13 protein-coding genes and 1 pseudogene are annotated in these 19,202 nt (G+C 58.8%); 8 read left to right on the top strand and 6 right to left on the bottom strand.

What is annotated here, in order from left to right:
• Complete coding sequence (locus AOC04_RS08705; protein ID WP_060692463.1) at nucleotides 1-606, bottom strand: SCO family protein; 606 nt, start codon at nucleotides 604-606, stop codon at nucleotides 1-3.
• Between the two features lie 499 nt (nucleotides 607-1,105).
• Here AOC04_RS08705 and arnT point away from each other — a divergent pair, with 499 nt between their 5' ends.
• Both arnT and AOC04_RS08695 read left to right on the top strand, forming a co-directional pair.
• Entirely contained in the window at nucleotides 1,106-2,797 is a 1,692-nt protein-coding gene (gene arnT / locus AOC04_RS08700; RefSeq protein ID WP_060692462.1) for a lipid IV(A) 4-amino-4-deoxy-L-arabinosyltransferase, read from the top strand.
• Nucleotides 2,797-4,323, top strand: coding sequence for an ArnT family glycosyltransferase (locus tag AOC04_RS08695; protein WP_060692460.1), 1,527 nt, complete (start codon nucleotides 2,797-2,799; stop codon nucleotides 4,321-4,323). Before arnT ends, AOC04_RS08695 begins: the two co-directional genes overlap by 1 nt.
• Before the next feature lie 37 nt (nucleotides 4,324-4,360).
• Here the strand turns inward: AOC04_RS08695 and pssA are convergent, their stop codons facing one another.
• The 3 genes from pssA to AOC04_RS08680 form a co-directional block, all read right to left on the bottom strand.
• Nucleotides 4,361-5,704, bottom strand: coding sequence for a CDP-diacylglycerol--serine O-phosphatidyltransferase (gene pssA / locus AOC04_RS08690; RefSeq protein ID WP_060692458.1), 1,344 nt, complete (start codon nucleotides 5,702-5,704; stop codon nucleotides 4,361-4,363).
• Nucleotides 5,705-5,966: 262 nt separating this feature from the next.
• Nucleotides 5,967-7,109, bottom strand: a complete 1,143-nt coding sequence (locus AOC04_RS08685; protein WP_060692456.1) for a glycerate kinase — start codon at nucleotides 7,107-7,109, stop codon at nucleotides 5,967-5,969.
• A gap of 113 nt (nucleotides 7,110-7,222) precedes the next feature.
• Nucleotides 7,223-8,323, bottom strand: a complete 1,101-nt coding sequence (locus AOC04_RS08680; protein ID WP_060692453.1) for a sugar diacid recognition domain-containing protein — start codon at nucleotides 8,321-8,323, stop codon at nucleotides 7,223-7,225.
• Between the two features lie 158 nt (nucleotides 8,324-8,481).
• On the opposite strand from AOC04_RS08680, the gene AOC04_RS08675 reads away from it, so the two are divergent.
• From AOC04_RS08675 to rarD (AOC04_RS08665), 3 genes are all read left to right on the top strand, one after another.
• The gene (locus AOC04_RS08675; protein ID WP_060692451.1) at nucleotides 8,482-9,795 is read left to right on the top strand and encodes an MFS transporter; all 1,314 of its coding nucleotides are present in this window, start codon (nucleotides 8,482-8,484) and stop codon (nucleotides 9,793-9,795) included.
• Nucleotides 9,796-9,979: 184 nt separating this feature from the next.
• Nucleotides 9,980-10,864, top strand: a complete 885-nt coding sequence (gene rarD, locus AOC04_RS08670; RefSeq protein ID WP_060696908.1) for an EamA family transporter RarD — start codon at nucleotides 9,980-9,982, stop codon at nucleotides 10,862-10,864.
• A 282-nt stretch (nucleotides 10,865-11,146) separates the two neighbouring features.
• Nucleotides 11,147-12,028: an EamA family transporter RarD gene (rarD, locus tag AOC04_RS08665; protein ID WP_060692449.1), complete on the top strand. Its 882-nt coding sequence runs from the start codon at nucleotides 11,147-11,149 to the stop codon at nucleotides 12,026-12,028.
• Nucleotides 12,029-12,049: 21 nt separating this feature from the next.
• On the opposite strand, the pseudogene AOC04_RS08660 reads toward rarD (AOC04_RS08665), so the two are convergent.
• Nucleotides 12,050-13,334: pseudogene (locus AOC04_RS08660) on the bottom strand (ATP-binding protein).
• A 4-nt stretch (nucleotides 13,335-13,338) separates the two neighbouring features.
• Nucleotides 13,339-14,040: a response regulator transcription factor gene (locus AOC04_RS08655; RefSeq protein ID WP_060692447.1), complete on the bottom strand. Its 702-nt coding sequence runs from the start codon at nucleotides 14,038-14,040 to the stop codon at nucleotides 13,339-13,341.
• Nucleotides 14,041-14,218: 178 nt separating this feature from the next.
• On the opposite strand from AOC04_RS08655, the gene AOC04_RS08650 reads away from it, so the two are divergent.
• Genes AOC04_RS08650 through AOC04_RS08640 form a run of 3 tightly spaced genes read left to right on the top strand, consistent with a single transcriptional unit; the run spans nucleotide 14,219 to nucleotide 19,173 of the window.
• On the top strand, nucleotides 14,219-15,373 hold the full coding sequence (locus tag AOC04_RS08650; RefSeq protein WP_060692445.1) for an efflux RND transporter periplasmic adaptor subunit: 1,155 nt from the start codon (nucleotides 14,219-14,221) through the stop codon (nucleotides 15,371-15,373).
• A 2-nt stretch (nucleotides 15,374-15,375) separates the two neighbouring features.
• Nucleotides 15,376-18,477, top strand: a complete 3,102-nt coding sequence (locus AOC04_RS08645; protein WP_060692443.1) for an efflux RND transporter permease subunit — start codon at nucleotides 15,376-15,378, stop codon at nucleotides 18,475-18,477.
• A 57-nt stretch (nucleotides 18,478-18,534) separates the two neighbouring features.
• Entirely contained in the window at nucleotides 18,535-19,173 is a 639-nt protein-coding gene (locus tag AOC04_RS08640; RefSeq protein WP_060692441.1) for a DUF1345 domain-containing protein, read from the top strand.
• Nucleotides 19,174-19,202: the final 29 nt, after the last annotated feature.

The raw sequence follows: 19,202 nt of genomic DNA, 5'->3' as shown, positions 1-19,202 counted from the left end.
TCAGCAGACTGACATGACGGTGAGCAGGTCTTCGGTGCACTGCTTGGCCGACAGCGAAGGTGACAGGCCCATGCGCAGCACGCCACGGGAATCGAAGACGAAACTGGTGGCGGTGTGCGACAGGGTATAGGAGTCCCCGGTAGGGATTTTCTCGTAAAAAACCTTGAATTCCTTGGCCGTGGCCGCTGTTTCTTCCAGGGTGCCGGACAGCGCGATAAACGTCGGATCGAAGGCTTTTACATAGGCATCGAGCATGGCGGGCTTGTCACGTTCGGGATCGAGGGTGATAAACACGACCTGCAACCGGTCACCGTCGGGGCCCATCATTTTCTTGGCCTGGGCAGCACGGGCCAGCGCAGTCGGGCATACGGCCGGGCACTGGGTAAAGCCGAAGAAAATCATCGGCATCATGCCGCGGAAACTGCCCAGCATCATTTCGTTGCCATCGACGTCCCGCAGCTTGAACTTGCGCCCCAGGATTTCATTGCTCAGGTCTTTTGCGTACTTGTATGACAAACCGCTGCCCATGTCGCAGCCGGCAAGCAAACCGAGACCGAGCACGCCAAGTCCTGCAACCACATGGCGGCGAGTCAGTAATTCATTCATGTATGAGGTTCCTTTAAGCGGCTTTTATTACCAATAAAAGCCTTCACCCGGCGCAGTACGCGGTAGGTGTGTGCGCTGCCCGGGCCTTAGGCTCAAGTACGCACGATTGCTGTGGGGTAGACGCGTTTCATGGGCGCCAAATTTAACACTCTCACCTGCGGCCCGCACGGCCGGACTGCCCCGCGGTAGTGCACATGATCGCTCGCAGCCAGCCAAACCGGGCGATAACGGGGCGACCTGCGACATATCGCCTCAGGTCAGGTTTTTCCCCCCGAAACAGGCTGAATGCCCTGCCCGCCTGGCGAGTCGCGATAAAGAGCTGAGGTCAAGCCTGCGGGGCCTGTCAGTGCTCGCGAATACGTATCAACTTGTAAGCAAGATCATGACCGGGAACACAATGCCCGGCATATTTTTCACATCCACTTCACCTCGCCGCCACCTGTCGCCCTCTAATGTGCCCGCCATAAATCACGCCCATCAGGGGCTCGCAGGTGCAAGCATGGTAGCTGTCGTTGCTCAACATCCCTCATCCGGTCATCTTCAGCGCTGGGCCGTGCCTGCGCTGCTGCTGGCCTTTTTCCTGTTTTATCTGCTGCCATTAATGACCCATGGGTTATGGACGCCTGACGAAACCCGCTATGCCCAGGTCAGCCAGGGCATGCTCCACAGCGGCAATTGGGTCGCGCCGCATTTTATGGGCCTGCGCTACTTCGAAAAGCCGGTTGCCGGCTACTGGATGATCGCCGTCGGGCAAGCAGTGTTCGGCGAAAACCTGTTTGGCGTGCGGATTGCCTCTGCGCTGGCGAGCGGCCTGAGTGTCTGGCTGGTATGGCTGATGGCCCGGCGACTGTGGAATGACCCGCGCAAAACCTTTGCCAGCGCCCTGCTCTACATGAGTTTCGGCCTGGTTGCCGGTCAGGCCGGTTATGCCGATCTGGACCCGCAATTCACCTTTTGGGTCAACCTCAGCCTCGTGGCGTTATGGTTCGCCCTGGACAGCCACAGCCGCCGTGGGCGCTTGTGTGCCTGGGCCATGCTGGGCATTGCCTGTGGCATGGGCTTTATGACCAAAGGCTTTCTGGCCCTGCTGTTACCGGTTTTGATAGGCATACCCTATGCACTGTGGCAGCGGCGATTTAAGGATTTATTGATCTACGGCCCACTGGCGATTTTGCTCGCGGTGGCGCTGTGCTTGCCCTGGGCATTGGCAATACAGCATCAGGAACCGGATTTCTGGCAGTTTTTTTTCTGGAACGAACACGTTCGCCGTTTCAGCGCCACCAATGCCCAGCATACGCAGCCCTGGTGGTTCTATTTGCCGCTGCTGTTCGCTGCCTGCCTGCCATGGGCCGCTTTGCTGCCCTCAGCCCTGATCGATGCCTGGAAGCATAAACACCGGCCCGCCTTTGGATTTCTGTTGCTATGGCTGTTGCTGCCTCTGGGTGTGCTCAGTTTGAGCAAGGGCAAACTGCCAACTTACATCCTGCCTTGCCTGCTGCCACTGGCGTTGTTGATGGGCCATGGGTTGATCTCGTGGCTGAACCAGGGCCGCGGGCGGCTGATCCGGATCAACGGCCTGCTCAACGTGCTGCTGGGCGTGGCGGGACTGGGGGGACTGATTTATTTGCAGGCCTACCGACCGGTTTATGACAGCAGCGAAATGTTCAGCCTGTCACTGGGTTTTATCCTGCTCACTGGCTGGATCCTGGCCAATGCCTTGCAAGCCCTGCGGCCGTTGAAGCTTTGGGCCGCTGCGGCGCTGGGCATCGGGCTGCTGGTGGCCTTGTTACCGGCAGCGATGCCGAATGACATCATCAACAGCAAAATGCCGGACCAGTTCATTGCCGAACATCTGCAAGAGCTGGTCGGGGCCGACACCTTGCTCAGTAATGATCTGGGCGCTGCTTCAGCCCTGGCCTGGCGTCTGGGCCGGCCTGAGGTAAACCTCTACAACACCACCGGCGAGCTTAAGTACGGGCTGGATTATCCTGATTCAGCAGCGCGTCAGGTTGATATCGATAGCATCGCCGGCTGGATGAAAACGGCGCGCCAGCGCGGGTCTGTCGGTGTGGTGATGCGCATCCATTCGGCACTTGAAGTGCACGAAGTCGAACTGCTGCCCCTGGGTGGCAAACGCTACGAGCGCGGCAACCTGGCGATTTACATCTTCCCTAAGGATAAGCCTGAATAATGATGGCCATTAATCGTTGGAGCCCGGAGCGCCGGGCCTTGCTGATGTTGTTGGCGGGCTCGGCATTGATTCTGTTGCTGGGGTTGGGCTCGCGGGAGCTTTGGGGGCCAGAAACCCGCTGGGCCAACATCGCCCTGCAGATGCTGCAGAGCGGTGATTATCTGGACCCGTACCTCAAAGGCTCGCCCTACTACGATAAGCCGCTGCCATCGTACTGGCTGATAACGGCGACTGCCGGACTGACAGGGGGCTTGAATCACTGGTCACTGCGCCTGTCTTCGGTGATCGCGGCGTGGCTGAGTATCTGGCTGGTCTATCTGATCGGCGAGCGCCTGTTTCGCAAAGGTACTGGCCTGATAGCGGGCTGGATGCTGGCCACGACCTTTTACTTTGTGTTTTGGGCACGGGTGGCGACGGCCGACATTTTAACCGTGTGCGGCCTGCTGGCAGCCGTCTGGTGGTATTGGCGCGGCCCGCAGGACACCCGTTTCAGCCGCTATTGCGTGTTTTTCCTGTTGCTGGCCCTGACGTCCCTGCTCAAAGGCTTGATCGGTTTTATCTTGCCTGGCCTGGTGTTGCTCCCCCATCTATTGAGCGAGCAGCGCTGGAAGCGTCATCTCAATCTGCGGCTGGTCATGGCCCTGATTGTTGCGGCAGCTGTTTACATGCTGCCCTTTGTCCTGTCGCACTTGTATGGCGCCAAGACCTATGGCGAAAGCGGCCTGAGCCTGGTGCTGCGGGAAAACGTGGTGCGCTTCTTTCAGCCCTTCGACCATATGGGGCCAATTTACACCTACCTGCTGTATCTCCCGGCCTACACCCTGCCCTGGGCGCCGTTTTGGATGATCGGCCTGTGGGTTGCCTTTCGCCGCTGGCGTCACATCGAACCCAATACCCGTTGGCTGGTATGGGGGCTGGGGCTGTTGTTTGTATTCTTCACCGCCAGCGGCAGCCGGCGCAGTTACTACGTGTTGCCGCTCGTACCCTTTGCCCAGCTGTTGGCGGCCTGGTGGGTGAGCGAACGAATCGCCCAACGCAAGAGCGCGGGCCGGCGCTGGAACATCGGTTTTGGGCTCGGCGCTCTGGTCGTGTTGCTGGTGCTCGGGGTGTTTTACCCCTGGTCCAATGGCGGCGGCGGGGTCATTCAGTTCGGCCAGGACGTCAAGGCCCGTGCAAGTGAGCAAGCGCCCTGGGATGAGTGGCGGATGGTGATGATCGATGTCGACAACAAACTGCCCATGTATGTACAGAATCAGGGCCAGCCGTTCTATTTTGTCGACTCGGGCCAGGACTTCCCCAGGGAAGGCGACAGCGCGGGGTTGATGGCATGGCTGGATAAAACCAGCGGCGAGCATTTCAATCCACAGCGCACGTTGATTTTTGCTCAGTACCGCAATGGAGACGCCCTGCCCCTGGGCTATCTGAGCGTCGATCATCAGACGGTTACCAGTCAGCCTGCCAATGGCGAGCGTTTGCTGCATCGACGGGAAGAAGGCAGCGTGGCGTACATTCCGGGTACCCCTTGATCAGTGCTGGCGGGCAGGCCTGCCCGCCAGCAATCAATCAGAGAATCCTGTACAGCAACCGTTCGATCCGTACCCGGCTGACCCGGCGCAGAAATTTGGCCACGGCTGGCGGGTAATCAGGCAGTGTTTCAAGGTTCTTGAAGCTGTCTATGCGCCGGGTGTTGGCAAAAATCGCCGCCAGTTCCTTGCTGCGCGGCTCCAGCAGTTCGCGGCGCGGATCATCGATCAACAAGCCGTTTTCCAGATCCAGACGGAACGCTCGCGGGTTCAGATTGTTGCCGGTCAGCAAGGTGTAGCGGTCATCGACCCACATGCCCTTGAGGTGGAAGGTGTTGTCGGCGTCGCGCCACAGGTGCAGGTTCAACAAACCGCTATCGATCATGCGCTGATGGCTTTTGGCAAACCGGCGCAAGCTTAGCTCGTACAGGTAAGGCAATGCCGCGATGACCTTGAACGGCTCGCTCGGCGGGATATAGAAGTCGTTGGCGGTCTTGTCTCCGACCACGATATCGATTTTTACCCCGCGCTCCAGGGCCCGGTTGATTTCGCGGGTCACGGGTAGCGGCAAGTTGAAATACGGTGTGCAAATAGTCAGTTGTTGCTGACTGTTGGCAATCAGTTCGCAAATCACCCGGCTCAGCGCATTGTTCTTGCCGACCCCCAGCAGCGGGCTGACCGACAGGCCGAAGTGCCCGGTGGTCCCGGCGCTGGTGTCGTAGGCGGCTTTTTTCAGCTGGCTGCGTAAATCGCCAATGGCACTGCGCAAGCTGCGTGTAGAAGGCAATGCCGGCAGGTCAAGGCGATGCACGGCCTTGGCCTGGATCAGGTCCTGCTCGATAAAGCGCTGCATGGAATCTGCCAGCGGCTTGTTGTACAGCAGGTGGTAGCGGTCGAAACGGTACTTGTCGAATTTGTGCAAGTAGACGTTGTTCAGGCTGGCACCGCTGTAAATCACGCAATCGTCAACGATAAAACCCTTGAGGTGCAGGACCCCGAACAGTTCCCGGGTTTGTACCGGCACGCCGTAAATCGGTACGTGGCTGCTGTGGGCCGCGGTTTGCGCCTGATACCAGGCGGCATTGCCGGGCTGTTTGCCGGCACCGATCAGCCCCCGCTGGGCGCGCAGCCAATCCACCAGGACCACGATTTCAAGCTCGGGACGGGCGGCTTTGGCTGCGTGCAGGGCGTCGAGGATTTCCTGTCCGGCTTCGTCCTGTTGCAGGTACAAAGCCACCAGCGTGATGCGCTGTCGGGCACCCGCGATCTGCTCCAGCAGGCAGCGACGAAAATCAGCTGCGCCGGGCAATATCCTGAAAGCATCGGCGGACAGGGGGAAGCTGCGTAGTTTAGGCAGCAAGGAGCGTTTGAAGAGCGACGGCATAGGGCTCGCTAAGGGTCGAATGCGAAGAGCCACAAAGCTTACACGATCGGGCTTCGAAGCCATACCGGCCATAGCAAACCGCCAGGCTGCCCGTAGTCGCTGACGAGGCACGAAGGCTGCGAGAAGGTCCGCAGGACCTTGCTTGACGGTGTCACAGAAAACCCGTGGCGGTATCAAAAAAAGCGCCTGCGGTGTCACAACCAAACAGCTCGCAGCCTCGTGCCTCGTCAGCGACTACGGTTCAATCGATACGGGGAGCCGGTTAATACGGGCGCGCTTTCAGGCTCAATAACCGGGCGATGTCCCGCGCGCGGTCGGTGAGCAAGTGCGCTGCCCCGGTACAGGCGTCTTCCAGGCTCATCGGGCCACTGGTAATGGCAAAAGCGGCATTGACCCCGTGCTCGTACATGGTCTGGTAACCCTCGCCGAGGGTGCCGGCCAGAACAATCACCGGTACACCCTGGGCCCGGGCGATGCGCGCGACACCAAAAGGGGTTTTGCCGCGCAAGGTTTGCGCATCGAAACGACCTTCACCGGTTATCACCAAATCCGCACCTTTCACGGCCTCGGCCAGGCTCACCAGTTCGGCCACCACTTCGACACCGGCGCGAAACTGTGCAGCGAAAAATGCCTTGGCCGCAAACCCGAGCCCGCCCGCGGCACCCGAGCCTGGCTCATGGCGAACATCTGCGGGCAAAACCCTGGCGCAGTGATCGGCAAAGTGCCCCAGGGCTTTGTCCAGTAACTGGACCTGCTCGGGAGATGCGCCTTTTTGCGGGCCGAAAACGGCGGATGCGCCGTGCTCGCCGCACAGGGGGTTGTTGACGTCTGCGGCAATCTCGAAGCGCACCTGCGCCAGGCGCGGATCGAGCCCTGCCAGCTCAACCCGTGCCACCCTGGCCAGGGCCAGCCCGCCACGGGCCAGAGGCTGGCCCTGGTCGTCGAACAGGCCCAGGCCCAATGCTTGCAGCGCACCGGCGCCGGCATCATTGGTGGCGCTGCCGCCAATGGCGAGGATGATGCGCCGGGCTCCTGCATCGAGCGCCGCCTCGATCAATTGCCCTGTGCCGAAGGTGCTGCTGATGCACGCGTCGCGATGGGCCGTGGCAACCAGCTGCAAGCCGCTGGCTTCAGCCATTTCAATGATTGCCGTGTGGCTGTCCGGCAGCCAGCCCCAATGGGCATCGACCACTGCGTCCAGCGGGCCTTGCACCTGGTTGCGGCGCAACTGGCCATTACCTGCGGCCACGATCGCTTCCACCGTGCCCTCGCCGCCATCCGCCATCGGGCACTTGACCAACTGAGCGTGCGGCAATACCTCAGCCAGACCGGCCGCAATGGCATCGGCGACTTTTTCGGCACTCAGGCTGTCTTTGAACGAGTCGGGGGCAATCACGATTTTCATGGGGCGCATCTCCAGTTCTTATGGCATCCATGCTGCCAGCAACTGACGCCAAACACGCCAGTCTGGTGCACAAGCATTCCCGGCCTTTGTTGTTCATTTCTACAAGTCAGTGTTTACAGGCTCTGGGGCAACAGTTGCACACCCAGATACAGGGCCAGCATGCCATTGAGGCTCAGCGGGTCGACACCGCTCAGTTCGGCGATGCGCTCCATGCGATAGCGCAAGCTGTTGCGGTGAATGCCCAGGGCATCGGCGCAGGCCTGGCTCTGGCCATCGTGATCACACCAGCTGCGCAAGGTGGCAATCAGTTGGCCGTTGCTGTCTTTGGCCACCACTTTGTGCAGCGGGCCAAGCAACTCCTCAAGGGCGTCATCGTTGCGGTGACGCCACAGCATGACTGGCAAGCGATAGCGATTGAGGCTTAGCAGTCGCGTCTGCGGTAATACATCGCGACCGTAAGCCAGCAAGTCAGCGACCCGCCGGTAGCAACGGCGCAGGCCATTAAGCGCATCGGCCTGCCCTCCAGCGGCAATACGCAGAATGTTCCAGCCCTGGCCGTCGAGCTTTTCCAGCAGGCGCAAATCATCCAGTGCCGCGGTTGCCGGGCGACACCACAGCAATGAACCGGTGGCCGGTGCCACGCACCAGCTGTCCGGGAAGCGCGACTGCAGCCAGGCGCTCAAGGCCTCGGCACTTTGCCCGTTGCCGAGTTCAAACAGATACGGGATCCGCGACAACTGTGGCTTTAGCCCCAGTTGCCGGGCTTCGTCGACCAAACGCGCAGAGTCGCCAGCGTCACTGAGCAGCAAAGCCACCAGGTCATCACAGCGCTGGCGCCGCCATTGTTGTTCGGCTTGCTGAAAGCGCTGGCCCACCAGCATCTCTGCGGTCATGCGCACCAGTTCGGCATAGGTACGCAACAATTGCGGCTCGCCAGTGAGGCCCAGTACACCGATCAGGCGCTGGTCGAGCAACAGCGGCAAGTTGATCCCCGGCTGCACGCCCTTGAGGCACTTGGCGGTTTGCTCGTCGATCTCCACCACCCGTCCATTGGCCAGTACCAACTGCGCCCCTTCGTGCCGCGTATTGATACGCTCAGGCTCGCCACTGCCCAGGATCAGGCCCTGGCTGTCCATGACATTTACGTTGTACGGCAAGATGGCCATCGCACGATCCACGATGTCCTGCGCCAAATCATGATCCAGTTCAAACATAGGGTGGCAATCCTTGAAGGCATTTGTTCACGGGCACAGATGGCTCGGAGAAATCCTGTGCAGGAGCACAAAGACAGCGGCGTTGGGGTGGCCGAGACTCAACGCGCGATCAACGTTAACCTCCGATCGTGAAAAATCATAATAAAGAGAGACATAAGATGTCACAGAGCGCCCCCGCATCGCTGATCAGCGATGACGATAAAAACGCCATTTACAAGCGCATCACCCTGCGTTTGATTCCCTTTATCTTCATTTGCTATCTGTTTAACTACCTGGACCGGGTAAACGTTGGCTTCGCCAAACTACAGATGCTCGACGCGCTGAAATTCAGCGAGACGGTATACGGCCTTGGCGCCGGGATTTTCTTCATCGGCTACGTGTTGTGCGGTGTGCCGAGCAACCTGGCCCTCACCCGCTTTGGTCCGCGACGCTGGATCGCCGTGATGATGATCGGTTGGGGCCTGCTCTCGACCTGCCTGATGTTTGTGACCACCCCGACCGGGTTCTATACCCTGCGCTTTTTCACCGGTGCGGCTGAAGCCGGCTTCTTTCCGGGTGTGGTGCTGTATCTGTCGCAATGGTTCCCGACCTTTCGCCGTGGCCGGATCATGGCGTTGTTCATGTGTGCCATTCCTGTCTCCGGCCTGATTGGCGGTCCTTTTTCCGGCTGGATTCTCAGTCACTTTGCTGCAGGCCAGGGTGGCCTTGCCGGCTGGCAGTGGATGTTCCTGCTGCAAGGGGTGCCGACCGTTGCGCTGGGCGCGCTGGCGATTTTCCTGCTGAGCGACAGTTTTGCCAACGCCAAATGGCTCGGGGCCAAAGAACGTGCGGTGCTGGAGGCTGACCATGCCCTGGATGCTCTGAACAAGCCTGCAACCACCACCGATTCATTGCTTGCGGTGTTTAAAAACCCGGCCATCTGGGCGTTTGGCCTGATTTATTTCTGCATCCAGAGCGGCGTGTACGCAATCAACTTCTGGCTGCCGTCGATTATCAAAAACATGGGCTTCAGCGATACCCTGGTGATCGGCTGGATCAGCGCAATCCCCTACTTGCTGGCGGCCGTGTTCATGTTGCTGGTGGGACGCTCTGCGGACTTGCACAAAGAGCGTCGCTGGCATCTGGTGGTGCCGATGTTGATGGGTGCACTGGGGCTGGTGATTGCAGTCAATTTTGCCGCCCAGCCGGTCATTGCCATTCTGGGCCTGACCCTCGCCACCATGGGCGCCCTGACCGGTTTGCCGATGTTCTGGCCGGTGCCGACCGCCATGCTCAGTGCCGGTGCCGCCGCGGGTGGTCTGGCTCTAATCAACTCGATGGGGCAAATGGCCGGCTTCCTCAGCCCTTATCTGGTGGGTTTTGTTAAAGACGCTACGGGGTCAACCGATGTTGCCCTGTATGTGTTGGCCGCCGTAATTGTGGGCGGCAGCCTGTTAGCGCTGCGCATGACGCGCGGGATGACCCACGCTTAAACCGTTGGCCTCCTGCGCCTGGTATTTGGCATATGTAGGCGCGAGCTTGCTCGCGAGCCTTTAAAAAGCTCGCTCCTACAAGGGGCAATGTGAAGTCATGTTGTAAGCAATTTGCCCTTCGGCCCGCTGAGCCTCAAGCTACGCATCTCCTAATAATCAGAATATGCGTTTCAACGAGGCTGTTGTGTCCAAAGGTATTGTCTTATCGGTTCTGGCATCGAGCCTGTTCGGTGTCATGTATTACTTCACGTCCCTGCTCTGGCCCTTGAGCGGCGCCGAAATTTTCGGCTGGCGAATGCTTCTTACCCTGCCCTGCATGACCCTGTTCATGTGCTTCTCCGGCGACTGGCGGCTGGTCCCGGTGATTGTCTCGCGGCTGCGTCGCCAACCCCGGCTGTGCGCGGTACTGGTCGCGTCCAGCGCGCTGGTGGGGGTGCAACTGTGGCTGTTTTTGTGGGCGCCGCTCAATGGTCACAGCCTTGACGTCTCACTGGGGTATTTCCTGTTGCCCCTGACCATGCTTCTTACAGGGCGTGTGGTCTATGGCGAGCAGCTCTCGCATTTACAAAAAATCGCTGCGGTTCTGGCCACGCTCGGGGTCGCCAACGAGGTGTACCGGGTTGGAGGATTTTCCTGGACCACCCTGGTGGTTGCTATCGGCTACCCCTTGTATTTTGTACTTCGCAAGCGCGCAGCGACTGACAACCTTGGCGGCCTGTGGGTCGACATGCTGTTGCTGCTGCCGATTGCCTGGTGGTTTGTACAAAGCGGTGAGCAAGGGTTTGATGTGGTGAACCAGCGTCAGGCGCTGTACGTGCTGATTCCGCTGCTGGGGGGGATCAGCGCTCTGGCATTGATCAGCTACATTCTGGCCAGTCGGATGCTGGCATTCAGTCTGTTCGGCTTGCTCAGCTATGTGGAGCCGGTATTGCTGGTGATTGTTGCGCTGCTGCTGGGGGAAAGCATCAGTGCCGGTCAATGGCTGACCTATCTGCCTATCTGGCTGGCAGTACTGGTGCTGATGTTTGAAGGATTCAAACATCTGGTGCGCCATCGTCGTTCGGTATGAGGTCTGGGCGGGATGCTGAGAAAGAGCTCGCAGCCTCGTGCCTCGTCAGCGACTACGGGGTCCGGGGGGATTGCGGCTACCGCTTATCTTTTTTTTCAAAAACACGAACGCTCGTTTAAAACGACTTTGGCCCAGTATTTGCTTGGTGTTTAATCTCTTGAGTGCTTCTAACAAGAATCAGTCCCAAGTATCTGGTTTAAAAGACATTTGCTAATGACACCCAACAGCCTCAATCTACATGCCCACTCAAACGAGTAACGTTGTAGATCCATTGAGGTTGTTGTGTCTAAAGGCATTGTTTTATCGATTTTGGCTTCCTGCTTGTTCGGCGTCCTGTACTACTTCACTTCCCTTCTTTGGCCCCTGGATGGCCAGGAAATCTTCGGCTGGCGAATACTCATATCGCTGCCATTCATGACACTCTTTATCTGCCTGTCCGGCGACTGGAAATGGGTCCCCATCATTTTCAAGCGCTTAAGCGATAAACCTCTACTGATTCCTTGCGTATTGCTCACCAGTTTCCTGGTCGGCTTGCAGCTGTGGATGTTCATGTGGGGTCCGCTCAACGGGCACGGGCTGGATGTGTCACTGGGATATTTCCTGCTGCCCCTGACGATGATTCTCACCGGTCGCATCGTCTACGGCGAACACCTGTCACACCTGCAAAAAATCGCCACGGCCCTGGCCGTGATCGGCGTTGCCAACGAGCTGTACCGCACTGGCGGTTTCTCCTGGACGACACTGGTGGTCGCCATCGGCTACCCGATGTACTTCGTACTGCGCAAGAAAATCGGTATCGATAACCTCGGCGGTCTGTGGCTGGACATGCTGTTGATGGTCCCGGTTGCGCTGTGGTTTGTGATGGCCGGCACACACGTTGATCTCGGCGCCCAGCGCCAGGCCTTGTATGCACTCGTACCGCTGATGGGCATCATCAGTGCTGCCGCAGGCTTTGCTTACATCTTGGCCAGTCGCCTGTTGCCTTTCAGCCTGTTTGGCCTGCTCAGCTATGTCGAGCCGGTGTTGCTGGTAGCGGTCGCCCTGTTACTCGGTGACAGCCTTGAAGACGGCCAATGGTTGACCTATGGTCCGATCTGGCTTGCGGTCGTGGTGCTGATCATCGAAGGCCTCAAGCATGTGAGCCGCCAGCGCCGCTCTATCTGAGCCGCGCCTTACAGTCCCGCTTCAAGTGGGTAACCACAATTTGAAGCGGGCACCGCCCAAGGGTGATTGCTCCACGCTCAAACTGCCGCCCTGGGCTTCCAGGGCGCGTCGACTGATTGCCAGCCCCAGTCCAAAGCCTCCCGTTGCACGATCCCGACTGCGATCCAGACGATAGAACGGTTCAAAAATCCGTTCGCGCTCGGGCTCCGGTATGCCGATGCCATCGTCGTCTACCCACAACTCGCAACCCAGCGCACTCACGTTGACCCCCACTTGTATCCGCCGCTCGCAATAACGCATGGCATTGCGCAATAGGTTCTGCAGGGCACGGGCCGTCAGGCGCGGGTCAAGGGCAAAGCGCTGCTGTGCCCCGTGCAAGCGCACATCGAGCACGATGTCGGGGGTTTCCAGCTCTTCATCAAAACTGCCGAGGATGCTGTCGATGAACTCGTCCAGCGAGACTTCTACCCGCTCCGGAGCCAGCCTTGGATTCTGCAGGCGACTGAAGGACAGCAGTTCCAGCACCAGTTCATCCAGCTCCCGAATATGCCCGACCAGTAATTGCAGGCGTTCGCGACTGGCCTCGGGCAAGTCGTCGCACAGCACCAGGGCCAAACCGAAATCCAGTCGCGTCAGGGGGGTGCGCAACTCGTGTGAGACTGCATTGAGCAGGTCGCGCTGTTGATTGAGCAGGGTTTCGACGTCCTGGGCCATGGTGTCGAACACCGTGGCCAGGGCATGAATGTTTGAGCGCGGTGAAATCTGCGTGCGCTCGCTCAGTTGCCCTTGGCCAATGCGCGCAGCTGTGTGTTTGAGGCGTTCCAGGTCGCGCCAGTGCGGGCGCATCCAGAGCAGCAAAGCGCCGAGCAAGGCCGCACCGATCAAGACGTTGATGCTCCAGTACAACAGATTCATTTCGAGCGGATCGGGGGGCATGACCCACTCAATGGCCTGCTCGCGGTTCAACGGCGAGACCACCAGCGTCCGCCAGCCCCAGTCGCCAATGCGCAGCACACCCTGCCCTTGCTGCAGCTGGTGTTGCTCCTGAGGCGTGAACTTGGGGTCGCAGGTTGACCCGCATGGGTTTGAACTGGGCGTCGAGATCCCGGGCAAGGTCCGGCCATTGTTCGGCGGGCAGTTGTTGAAACTGTTTGACCAGCAGGGTCTGCATGCCCCGCGACATGTCGGCGTTGTAATTGACGAAACGCTCATGGAACAGCGTCACCACCAGTTCAGGAACGGCATAGATGGCAGCCGCAAAGGTAACCATCGTCACCAGATACAAACGAAGCAGGAGCTTGAACATGGGTTCAGCATTCCCATTCTGAGCGGCTGAACAAGTAGCCCTTGCCCCATACGGTCTTGATCTTGCGCGCTTCGCCGGCGCAATCGTCGAACTTGCGCCGCAACTTGGAAATGGCTACATCCACCGAGCGGTCGGTGCCATTGAATTCGATACCGCGCAAACGCTGGAGGATTTGATCACGACTCAACACTTCACCGGCATGACGGGCCAGCACCACCAGCAGGTTGTATTCACCGCTGGACAGTTCAACGACTTGCTCGCGCCATGTAACGGTGCGCTCCGACAGGTCGATGCACAGGTTGCCGATAAGGATCCGGTCACTGGCCACGTGGGGTTCGGTCAGGCTGCTGCGCCGCAACAAAGTGCGAACCCGGGCCAGCAGCACACGGGGATCGCAAGGTTTTGTCACATAATCATCGGCACCCATCTCTAGCCCCAGAACCTGATCGTGGCTATCGTCGCGCGCTGTCAACATCAGAATCGGCAGGCTCGCCGAGTCGGCTCGCAATAAACGGCAGACTTGCAGGCCATCAAGCCCGGGCAACATCAAGTCAAGAATAACCAGGTCTGGCGGGTTGCTTCTTGCGCGCTCACGGACCTGATCACCTCGTGCAATCACACTGACCTGGTAGCCGTTGCGCTCCAGGTAGCTGGCAATCAGCTCCGAAAGGGCAGCGTCGTCTTCAACCAGCAAAATAGTGGGCATAATAAATGCTTACAACCAGGGGGAAACCCGAAGGATATACAACCTCAGATGGATAGGAGCATTACCTTCACACTTTTTCACACACCACCTACACAGCTTCACAACGCCCTTTGCGTGCTGCCCTTAGCATGCCAGAGCATTTACAGAAATATCCCGCATATATAAGAAGGCACGATCGTTGAAAAAGCTCTTCGCCCCGCTCTGCCTCTCGGCACTGGCCCTGGCCCTCAGTGCCTGTGATAAAAGCCCGGCAGCCGAGACCAAGGCCCCTTTGGCCAAAGTACGCACCGAAGTCATTGCCACTGTGCCCCTGTCGATCAATAACGAACTCAGTGGCCGGGTGGTCGCCCCGCGCGTGGCGCAAGTCAGTGCCAGGGTCGCGGGCGTGGTGTTGAAACGGGTGTATACCGAAGGCAGTGAAGTCAAACAGGGAGACGTGTTGTTCCTGATTGACCCGGCCCCGTTCAAGGCCGATCTGGACAGCGCGCAGGCAGCACTGCGCAAATCCAGGGCACTTTCGATGCAGGCAAAGCTTCAGGATCAGCGGTACACCGAGCTGGTTGAAAGTAACGCCATCAGTCGTCAGGACTATGACAATGCCCGCGCCCTGGCTTTGCAGGCCGATGCCGATGTCGCCGCCAATCAGGCCACCGTGCGGCGCGCCGAGCTGAACCTGGGTTACGCCACGGTTACCGCGCCCATCTCCGGGCGCATCGGTCGGGCGCTGGTGACCGAAGGCGCTTTGGTCGGTCAGGGTGAAGTCACGGCAATGGCCCGTATTCAGCAATTAAACCCGATCCATGTCGATCTGACGCAGTCCACCCGCGACCTCGACAATCTGCGTGAGTCATTCCGTGCCGGCGAGCTGCAGCAGGTGGGCAAGAACCAGGCCCGGGCCACGCTGATTCGTGACAACGGCAGCCTTTATCCGCTGCCTGGCAAGCTGCTGTTCACTGACGTGAGTGTTGATCCAAGTACCGGCCAGATCATTCTGCGCAGCGAGTTCCCTAATCCGGACTACGACTTGTTGCCAGGCAGCTTTGTGCGCGTACGTCTGGAGCAGGCGGTCAATAAAGAAGCCATCAGCGTGCCGCAGCGCGCGATCTTGCGTGACGGCGCCGGGGTTGCCCAGGTGTTGTTGCTCGATGGTGAAAACCGCGTCAGGCAGCAGCCCGTGCAACTGGGCAGCGTTCAAAACGATCGCTGGATCGTCAATGCCGGCCTCAAGCCTGGCGACCGTATTGTGATTGAAGGTTTGCAGCACGCCAGAGCGGGTGATCAAGTGCAGATCGACGATCCGAAACTCCCTCTCGCACACTCGACGGATCAGTGAGCATGCCGCAGTTCTTTATCGACCGCCCGGTCTTTGCCTGGGTCGTTGCGTTGTTTATCGTGCTGGCGGGGGCTTTGGCCATACCGCAGTTGCCGGTTGCCAAATACCCGGTGGTAGCCCCGCCGCAGGTGGAAGTATATGCGGTGTACCCCGGCGCTTCGGCACAAACCCTGGACGAAAGCGTCGTCAGCCTGATCGAGCAAGAGCTCAACGGCACTGACGGGCTGCTGTATTTCGAATCCCAGAGCAGTCTTGGCAGCGCCAGTATTACCGCCACCTTCAAGCCCGGGACCGATCCGGAGATGGCGCAGGTCAATGTGCAGAACCGTCTCAAGACGGTCGAGTCGCGCTTGCCCCAGGCCGTGATTCAGCAAGGATTGCAGGTCGAGAAAATCTCCTCTGGCTTTCTGATGCTGGTGACTTTGACGGCAGACAAGGACAGCAACCTCGACGAAGTAGCGCTCAGCGATTACCTGGCGCGCAACGTCATGAACGAAATCAAACGCGTCGAGGGTGTCGGCAAGGCTCAGCTCTACGGGGCCGAGCGAGCGATGCGGATCTGGATCAACCCGCAAAAGCTGATCGGTTTCAATCTCACTACCGCCGACGTCAACGAGGCCATTGCCAGCCAGAATGCCCAGGTTGCCGCAGGCAGTATCGGCGATTTGCCGGGCAGCCCGACCCAGGAGATCACCGCCACGGTGCTGGTCAAAGGTCAGTTATCGACCCCGCAAGAATTTGCTGACATTGTCCTGCGCGCCAATCCGGACGGTTCTACCGTGCGGATCGGAGATGTGGCACGGGTCGAAATCGGTAGCCAGGAGTATCAGTACGGCACCCGCCTCAACGGTAAGTCGGCCAGTGCTTTCAGTGTGAAGCTGGCACCCGAGGCGAACGCCTTGAGTACGGGCAACCTGATCCGCGCCAAGATGGACGAGTTGAGCCGATACTTCCCGACAGGCGTTGAATACTCCATCCCGTATGACACAACACCCTTTGTAAAAGTCTCGATTACCAAAGTGATCTACACCCTGGTTGAGGCCATGATCCTGGTGTTTGCGGTGATGTATCTGTTTTTGCAGAACATGCGCTACACCCTGATTCCGACCCTGGTGGTGCCGGTGGCCTTGATGGGCACCTTTGCCACCATGCTGGTGATGGGGTTCTCGATCAACGTACTGACCATGTTCGGCATGGTACTGGCCATCGGGATTCTGGTGGACGATGCGATTGTAGTGGTCGAAAACGTCGAACGGATCATGGTCAGTGAGGGCCTTTCGCCACGCGATGCAACCCGCAAGGCCATGACCCAGATCAGTGGCGCCATTATCGGCATCACCCTGGTGCTGGTAGCGGTGTTTATTCCGATGGCCTTTATGCCGGGTTCAGTGGGTATCATTTACCAGCAGTTCTCGGTGTCGATGGCCACATCGATTTTGTTCTCGGCATTTTTGGCCCTGTCACTGACCCCGGCACTGTGCGCAACCCTGCTCAAGCCGATCGCCAAAGGCGAGCATCATGCCAAGGGCGGTTTTTTTGGCTGGTTCAACCACAAGTTCGAGCACCTCTCAGAGGGCTATGAGCACTGGGTTGTCCATCTGATCAAGCGCAGTGGCCGCTATCTATTGCTGTACGGCGCATTGCTGGTAGTGCTGGTGGTGTTTTTCGCACGCCTGCCCTCCTCTTTTTTACCGGTTGAGGACCAGGGCTACATCATCACTGATATCCAGCTCCCGCCAGGTGCCAGCCAGAACCGCACGATCAAGGTGGCCGAGCAGATCGAGGCGCACAACGCCAGCGAGCCCGGCATAGGCAATACCACGATGATTCTGGGTTTCAGTTTTTCCGGTAACGGGCAGAACGCGGCACTGGCCTTTACTACCCTCAAGGACTGGTCTGAACGCGGCGCCAAGGACACGGCTTCTGCCATCGCCGGGCGTGCCAATGCTGTCTTTGGCGAACTAAAAGATGCGATAGCCTTCGCCATCCTGCCGCCGCCAGTCAGTGGCCTGGGCACCTCCAGCGGTTTTGAATTCCGCCTGCAGGACCGTGGCAGCGTCGGTTATGACGCGCTGATGCAAGCCCGGACCGAGTTGCTGGAGCTGGCTGAAAAGAGCCCGGTACTGGCCAACGTGCGCGAAAGTGCACTGGCTGAAAGCCCGCAAGTGCAACTTGAGGTCGACCGTAAACGGGCCAATGCCCTGGGGGTCTCATTCGCCGACATTGGCAACGTGCTGTCAACCGCCGTGGGTTCGGCCTACGTCAATGACTTCCCGAACCAGGGGCGCATGCAGCGGGTTGTGGTGCAGGCAGAGGGCGATCAGCGCAGCCAGGTTGAGGATTTGTTGAAGATCAATGTGCGCAACAACCTCGGCAAAATGGTTCCGCTCTCGGCCTTTGTCGAGGCCCGCTGGATCCAGGGCCCTGCGCAACTGACGCGATACAACGGCTACCCGGCCATCAGTATCTCGGGCGAGTCTGCCCCCGGGCGCAGTACTGGCGAGGCGATGATTGAAATTCAGCGCCTGGTTGATCAGTTGCCTGCCGGGCTTGGGCTTGAGTGGACAGGCTTGTCCCTGCAAGAGCAATTGTCCGGTGCCCAGGCACCCATTTTGCTGGGCCTGTCGCTGCTGTTCGTGTTTTTGTGTCTGGCGGCACTGTACGAAAGCTGGTCGATACCGACGGCAGTATTGCTGGTCGTGCCTTTGGGCGTACTCGGGGCCGTACTGGCGGTGACGTTGCGCGGCATGCCCAATGACGTGTTCTTCAAGGTTGGCCTGATCACTATCATCGGCCTGTCCGCGAAAAATGCCATTCTGATTATCGAGTTTGCCAAAACCCTCTATGACGAAGGGCACGACCTGGTGGCCGCTACGGTGCAGGCCGCACGCCTGCGTCTGCGCCCGATTGTGATGACGTCACTGGCATTCATTCTAGGGGTGGTGCCTCTGGCGATTGCTACCGGGGCCAGTTCGGCCAGTCAGCAGGCCATCGGTACAGGGGTCATTGGCGGCATGATCGTCGCCACCCTGGCCGTGGTGTTTGTGCCGGTGTTCTTTGTGGTGGTGATGAAACTGGTGCGAAGCAAGCCGCGCCAGCTTTAAGCAAGTACCGCCCGTGGTAAGGTGCAGCATCACTCTGTAACAGGGATTGTACTGTCGATGCCGCACCTTGCCCGCACTCATCCTCGCCTGACCGTTGCCACCTTGCTTGGGGTAGCGGTTGGCATCTTTGCTCCCGCTGCAACGCTGACAACCAAGTTCCTGTTGGGCTGGAATGCCGGAGTCTGGCTGTATCTGGCGCTGACCTTGTGGCTGGTGATTCGCTCTAAGGCCTGCGACGTGAAAAGTACGGCTGAAATCGAAGATGAAAATGCCAGCATGGTGTTGTTCACCGTATGCTTCGCCGCAATCGCCAGTCTGGCCGCCATAACCCTTGAGCTCTCAGGCAACAGCAAGCTCAGTCAAACCGCGCAACTGATGCATTACGGATTTACCGGGCTGACGGTGGTGGGCTCGTGGTTGATGATCGGGGTGATTTTCAGCCTGCACTATGCGCGACTGTTTTATAACAACGAGGGGCCGGAACCTGCTTTGCGCTTTCCGGAGGGGGAACTTAATCCCGACTACTGGGATTTTATGTATTTCTCTTTCACCCTTAGTGTGGCGGTACAAACTTCGGATGTGTGCATCGCTACCCGCGAGATGCGCAAGGCCGTGCTGGGGCATTCGCTGTTAGGGTTTTTATTCAATACCGCGGTGCTGGGCTTCTCGATCAATATTGCGGCCGGATTGTTTTAAGTTGCCGCAACAGATGCTGGAACAACTGC

Origin of the sequence: Pseudomonas versuta (genome assembly GCF_001294575.1) — a bacterium.
GTDB classification, from domain to species: domain Bacteria; phylum Pseudomonadota; class Gammaproteobacteria; order Pseudomonadales; family Pseudomonadaceae; genus Aquipseudomonas; species Aquipseudomonas versuta.
This window is presented reverse-complemented; position numbering and strand designations above follow the sequence as displayed.

Excerpts from the sequence above, each read along its gene's own strand:
- AOC04_RS08655 (WP_060692447.1), bottom strand. The coding sequence starts at position 14,040 with ATGCCCACTATTTTGCTGGTTGAAGACGACGCTGCCCTTTCGGAGCTG.
- arnT (WP_060692462.1), top strand. The coding sequence starts at position 1,106 with ATGGTAGCTGTCGTTGCTCAACATCCCTCATCCGGTCATCTTCAGCGC.
- AOC04_RS08705 (WP_060692463.1), bottom strand. The coding sequence starts at position 606 with ATGAATGAATTACTGACTCGCCGCCATGTGGTTGCAGGACTTGGCGTG.
- AOC04_RS08640 (WP_060692441.1), top strand. The coding sequence starts at position 18,535 with ATGCCGCACCTTGCCCGCACTCATCCTCGCCTGACCGTTGCCACCTTG.
- AOC04_RS08675 (WP_060692451.1), top strand. The coding sequence starts at position 8,482 with ATGTCACAGAGCGCCCCCGCATCGCTGATCAGCGATGACGATAAAAAC.
- AOC04_RS08680 (WP_060692453.1), bottom strand. The coding sequence starts at position 8,323 with ATGTTTGAACTGGATCATGATTTGGCGCAGGACATCGTGGATCGTGCG.
- AOC04_RS08685 (WP_060692456.1), bottom strand. The coding sequence starts at position 7,109 with ATGAAAATCGTGATTGCCCCCGACTCGTTCAAAGACAGCCTGAGTGCC.
- AOC04_RS08695 (WP_060692460.1), top strand. The coding sequence starts at position 2,797 with ATGATGGCCATTAATCGTTGGAGCCCGGAGCGCCGGGCCTTGCTGATG.
- pssA (WP_060692458.1), bottom strand. The coding sequence starts at position 5,704 with ATGCCGTCGCTCTTCAAACGCTCCTTGCTGCCTAAACTACGCAGCTTC.
- AOC04_RS08645 (WP_060692443.1), top strand. The coding sequence starts at position 15,376 with ATGCCGCAGTTCTTTATCGACCGCCCGGTCTTTGCCTGGGTCGTTGCG.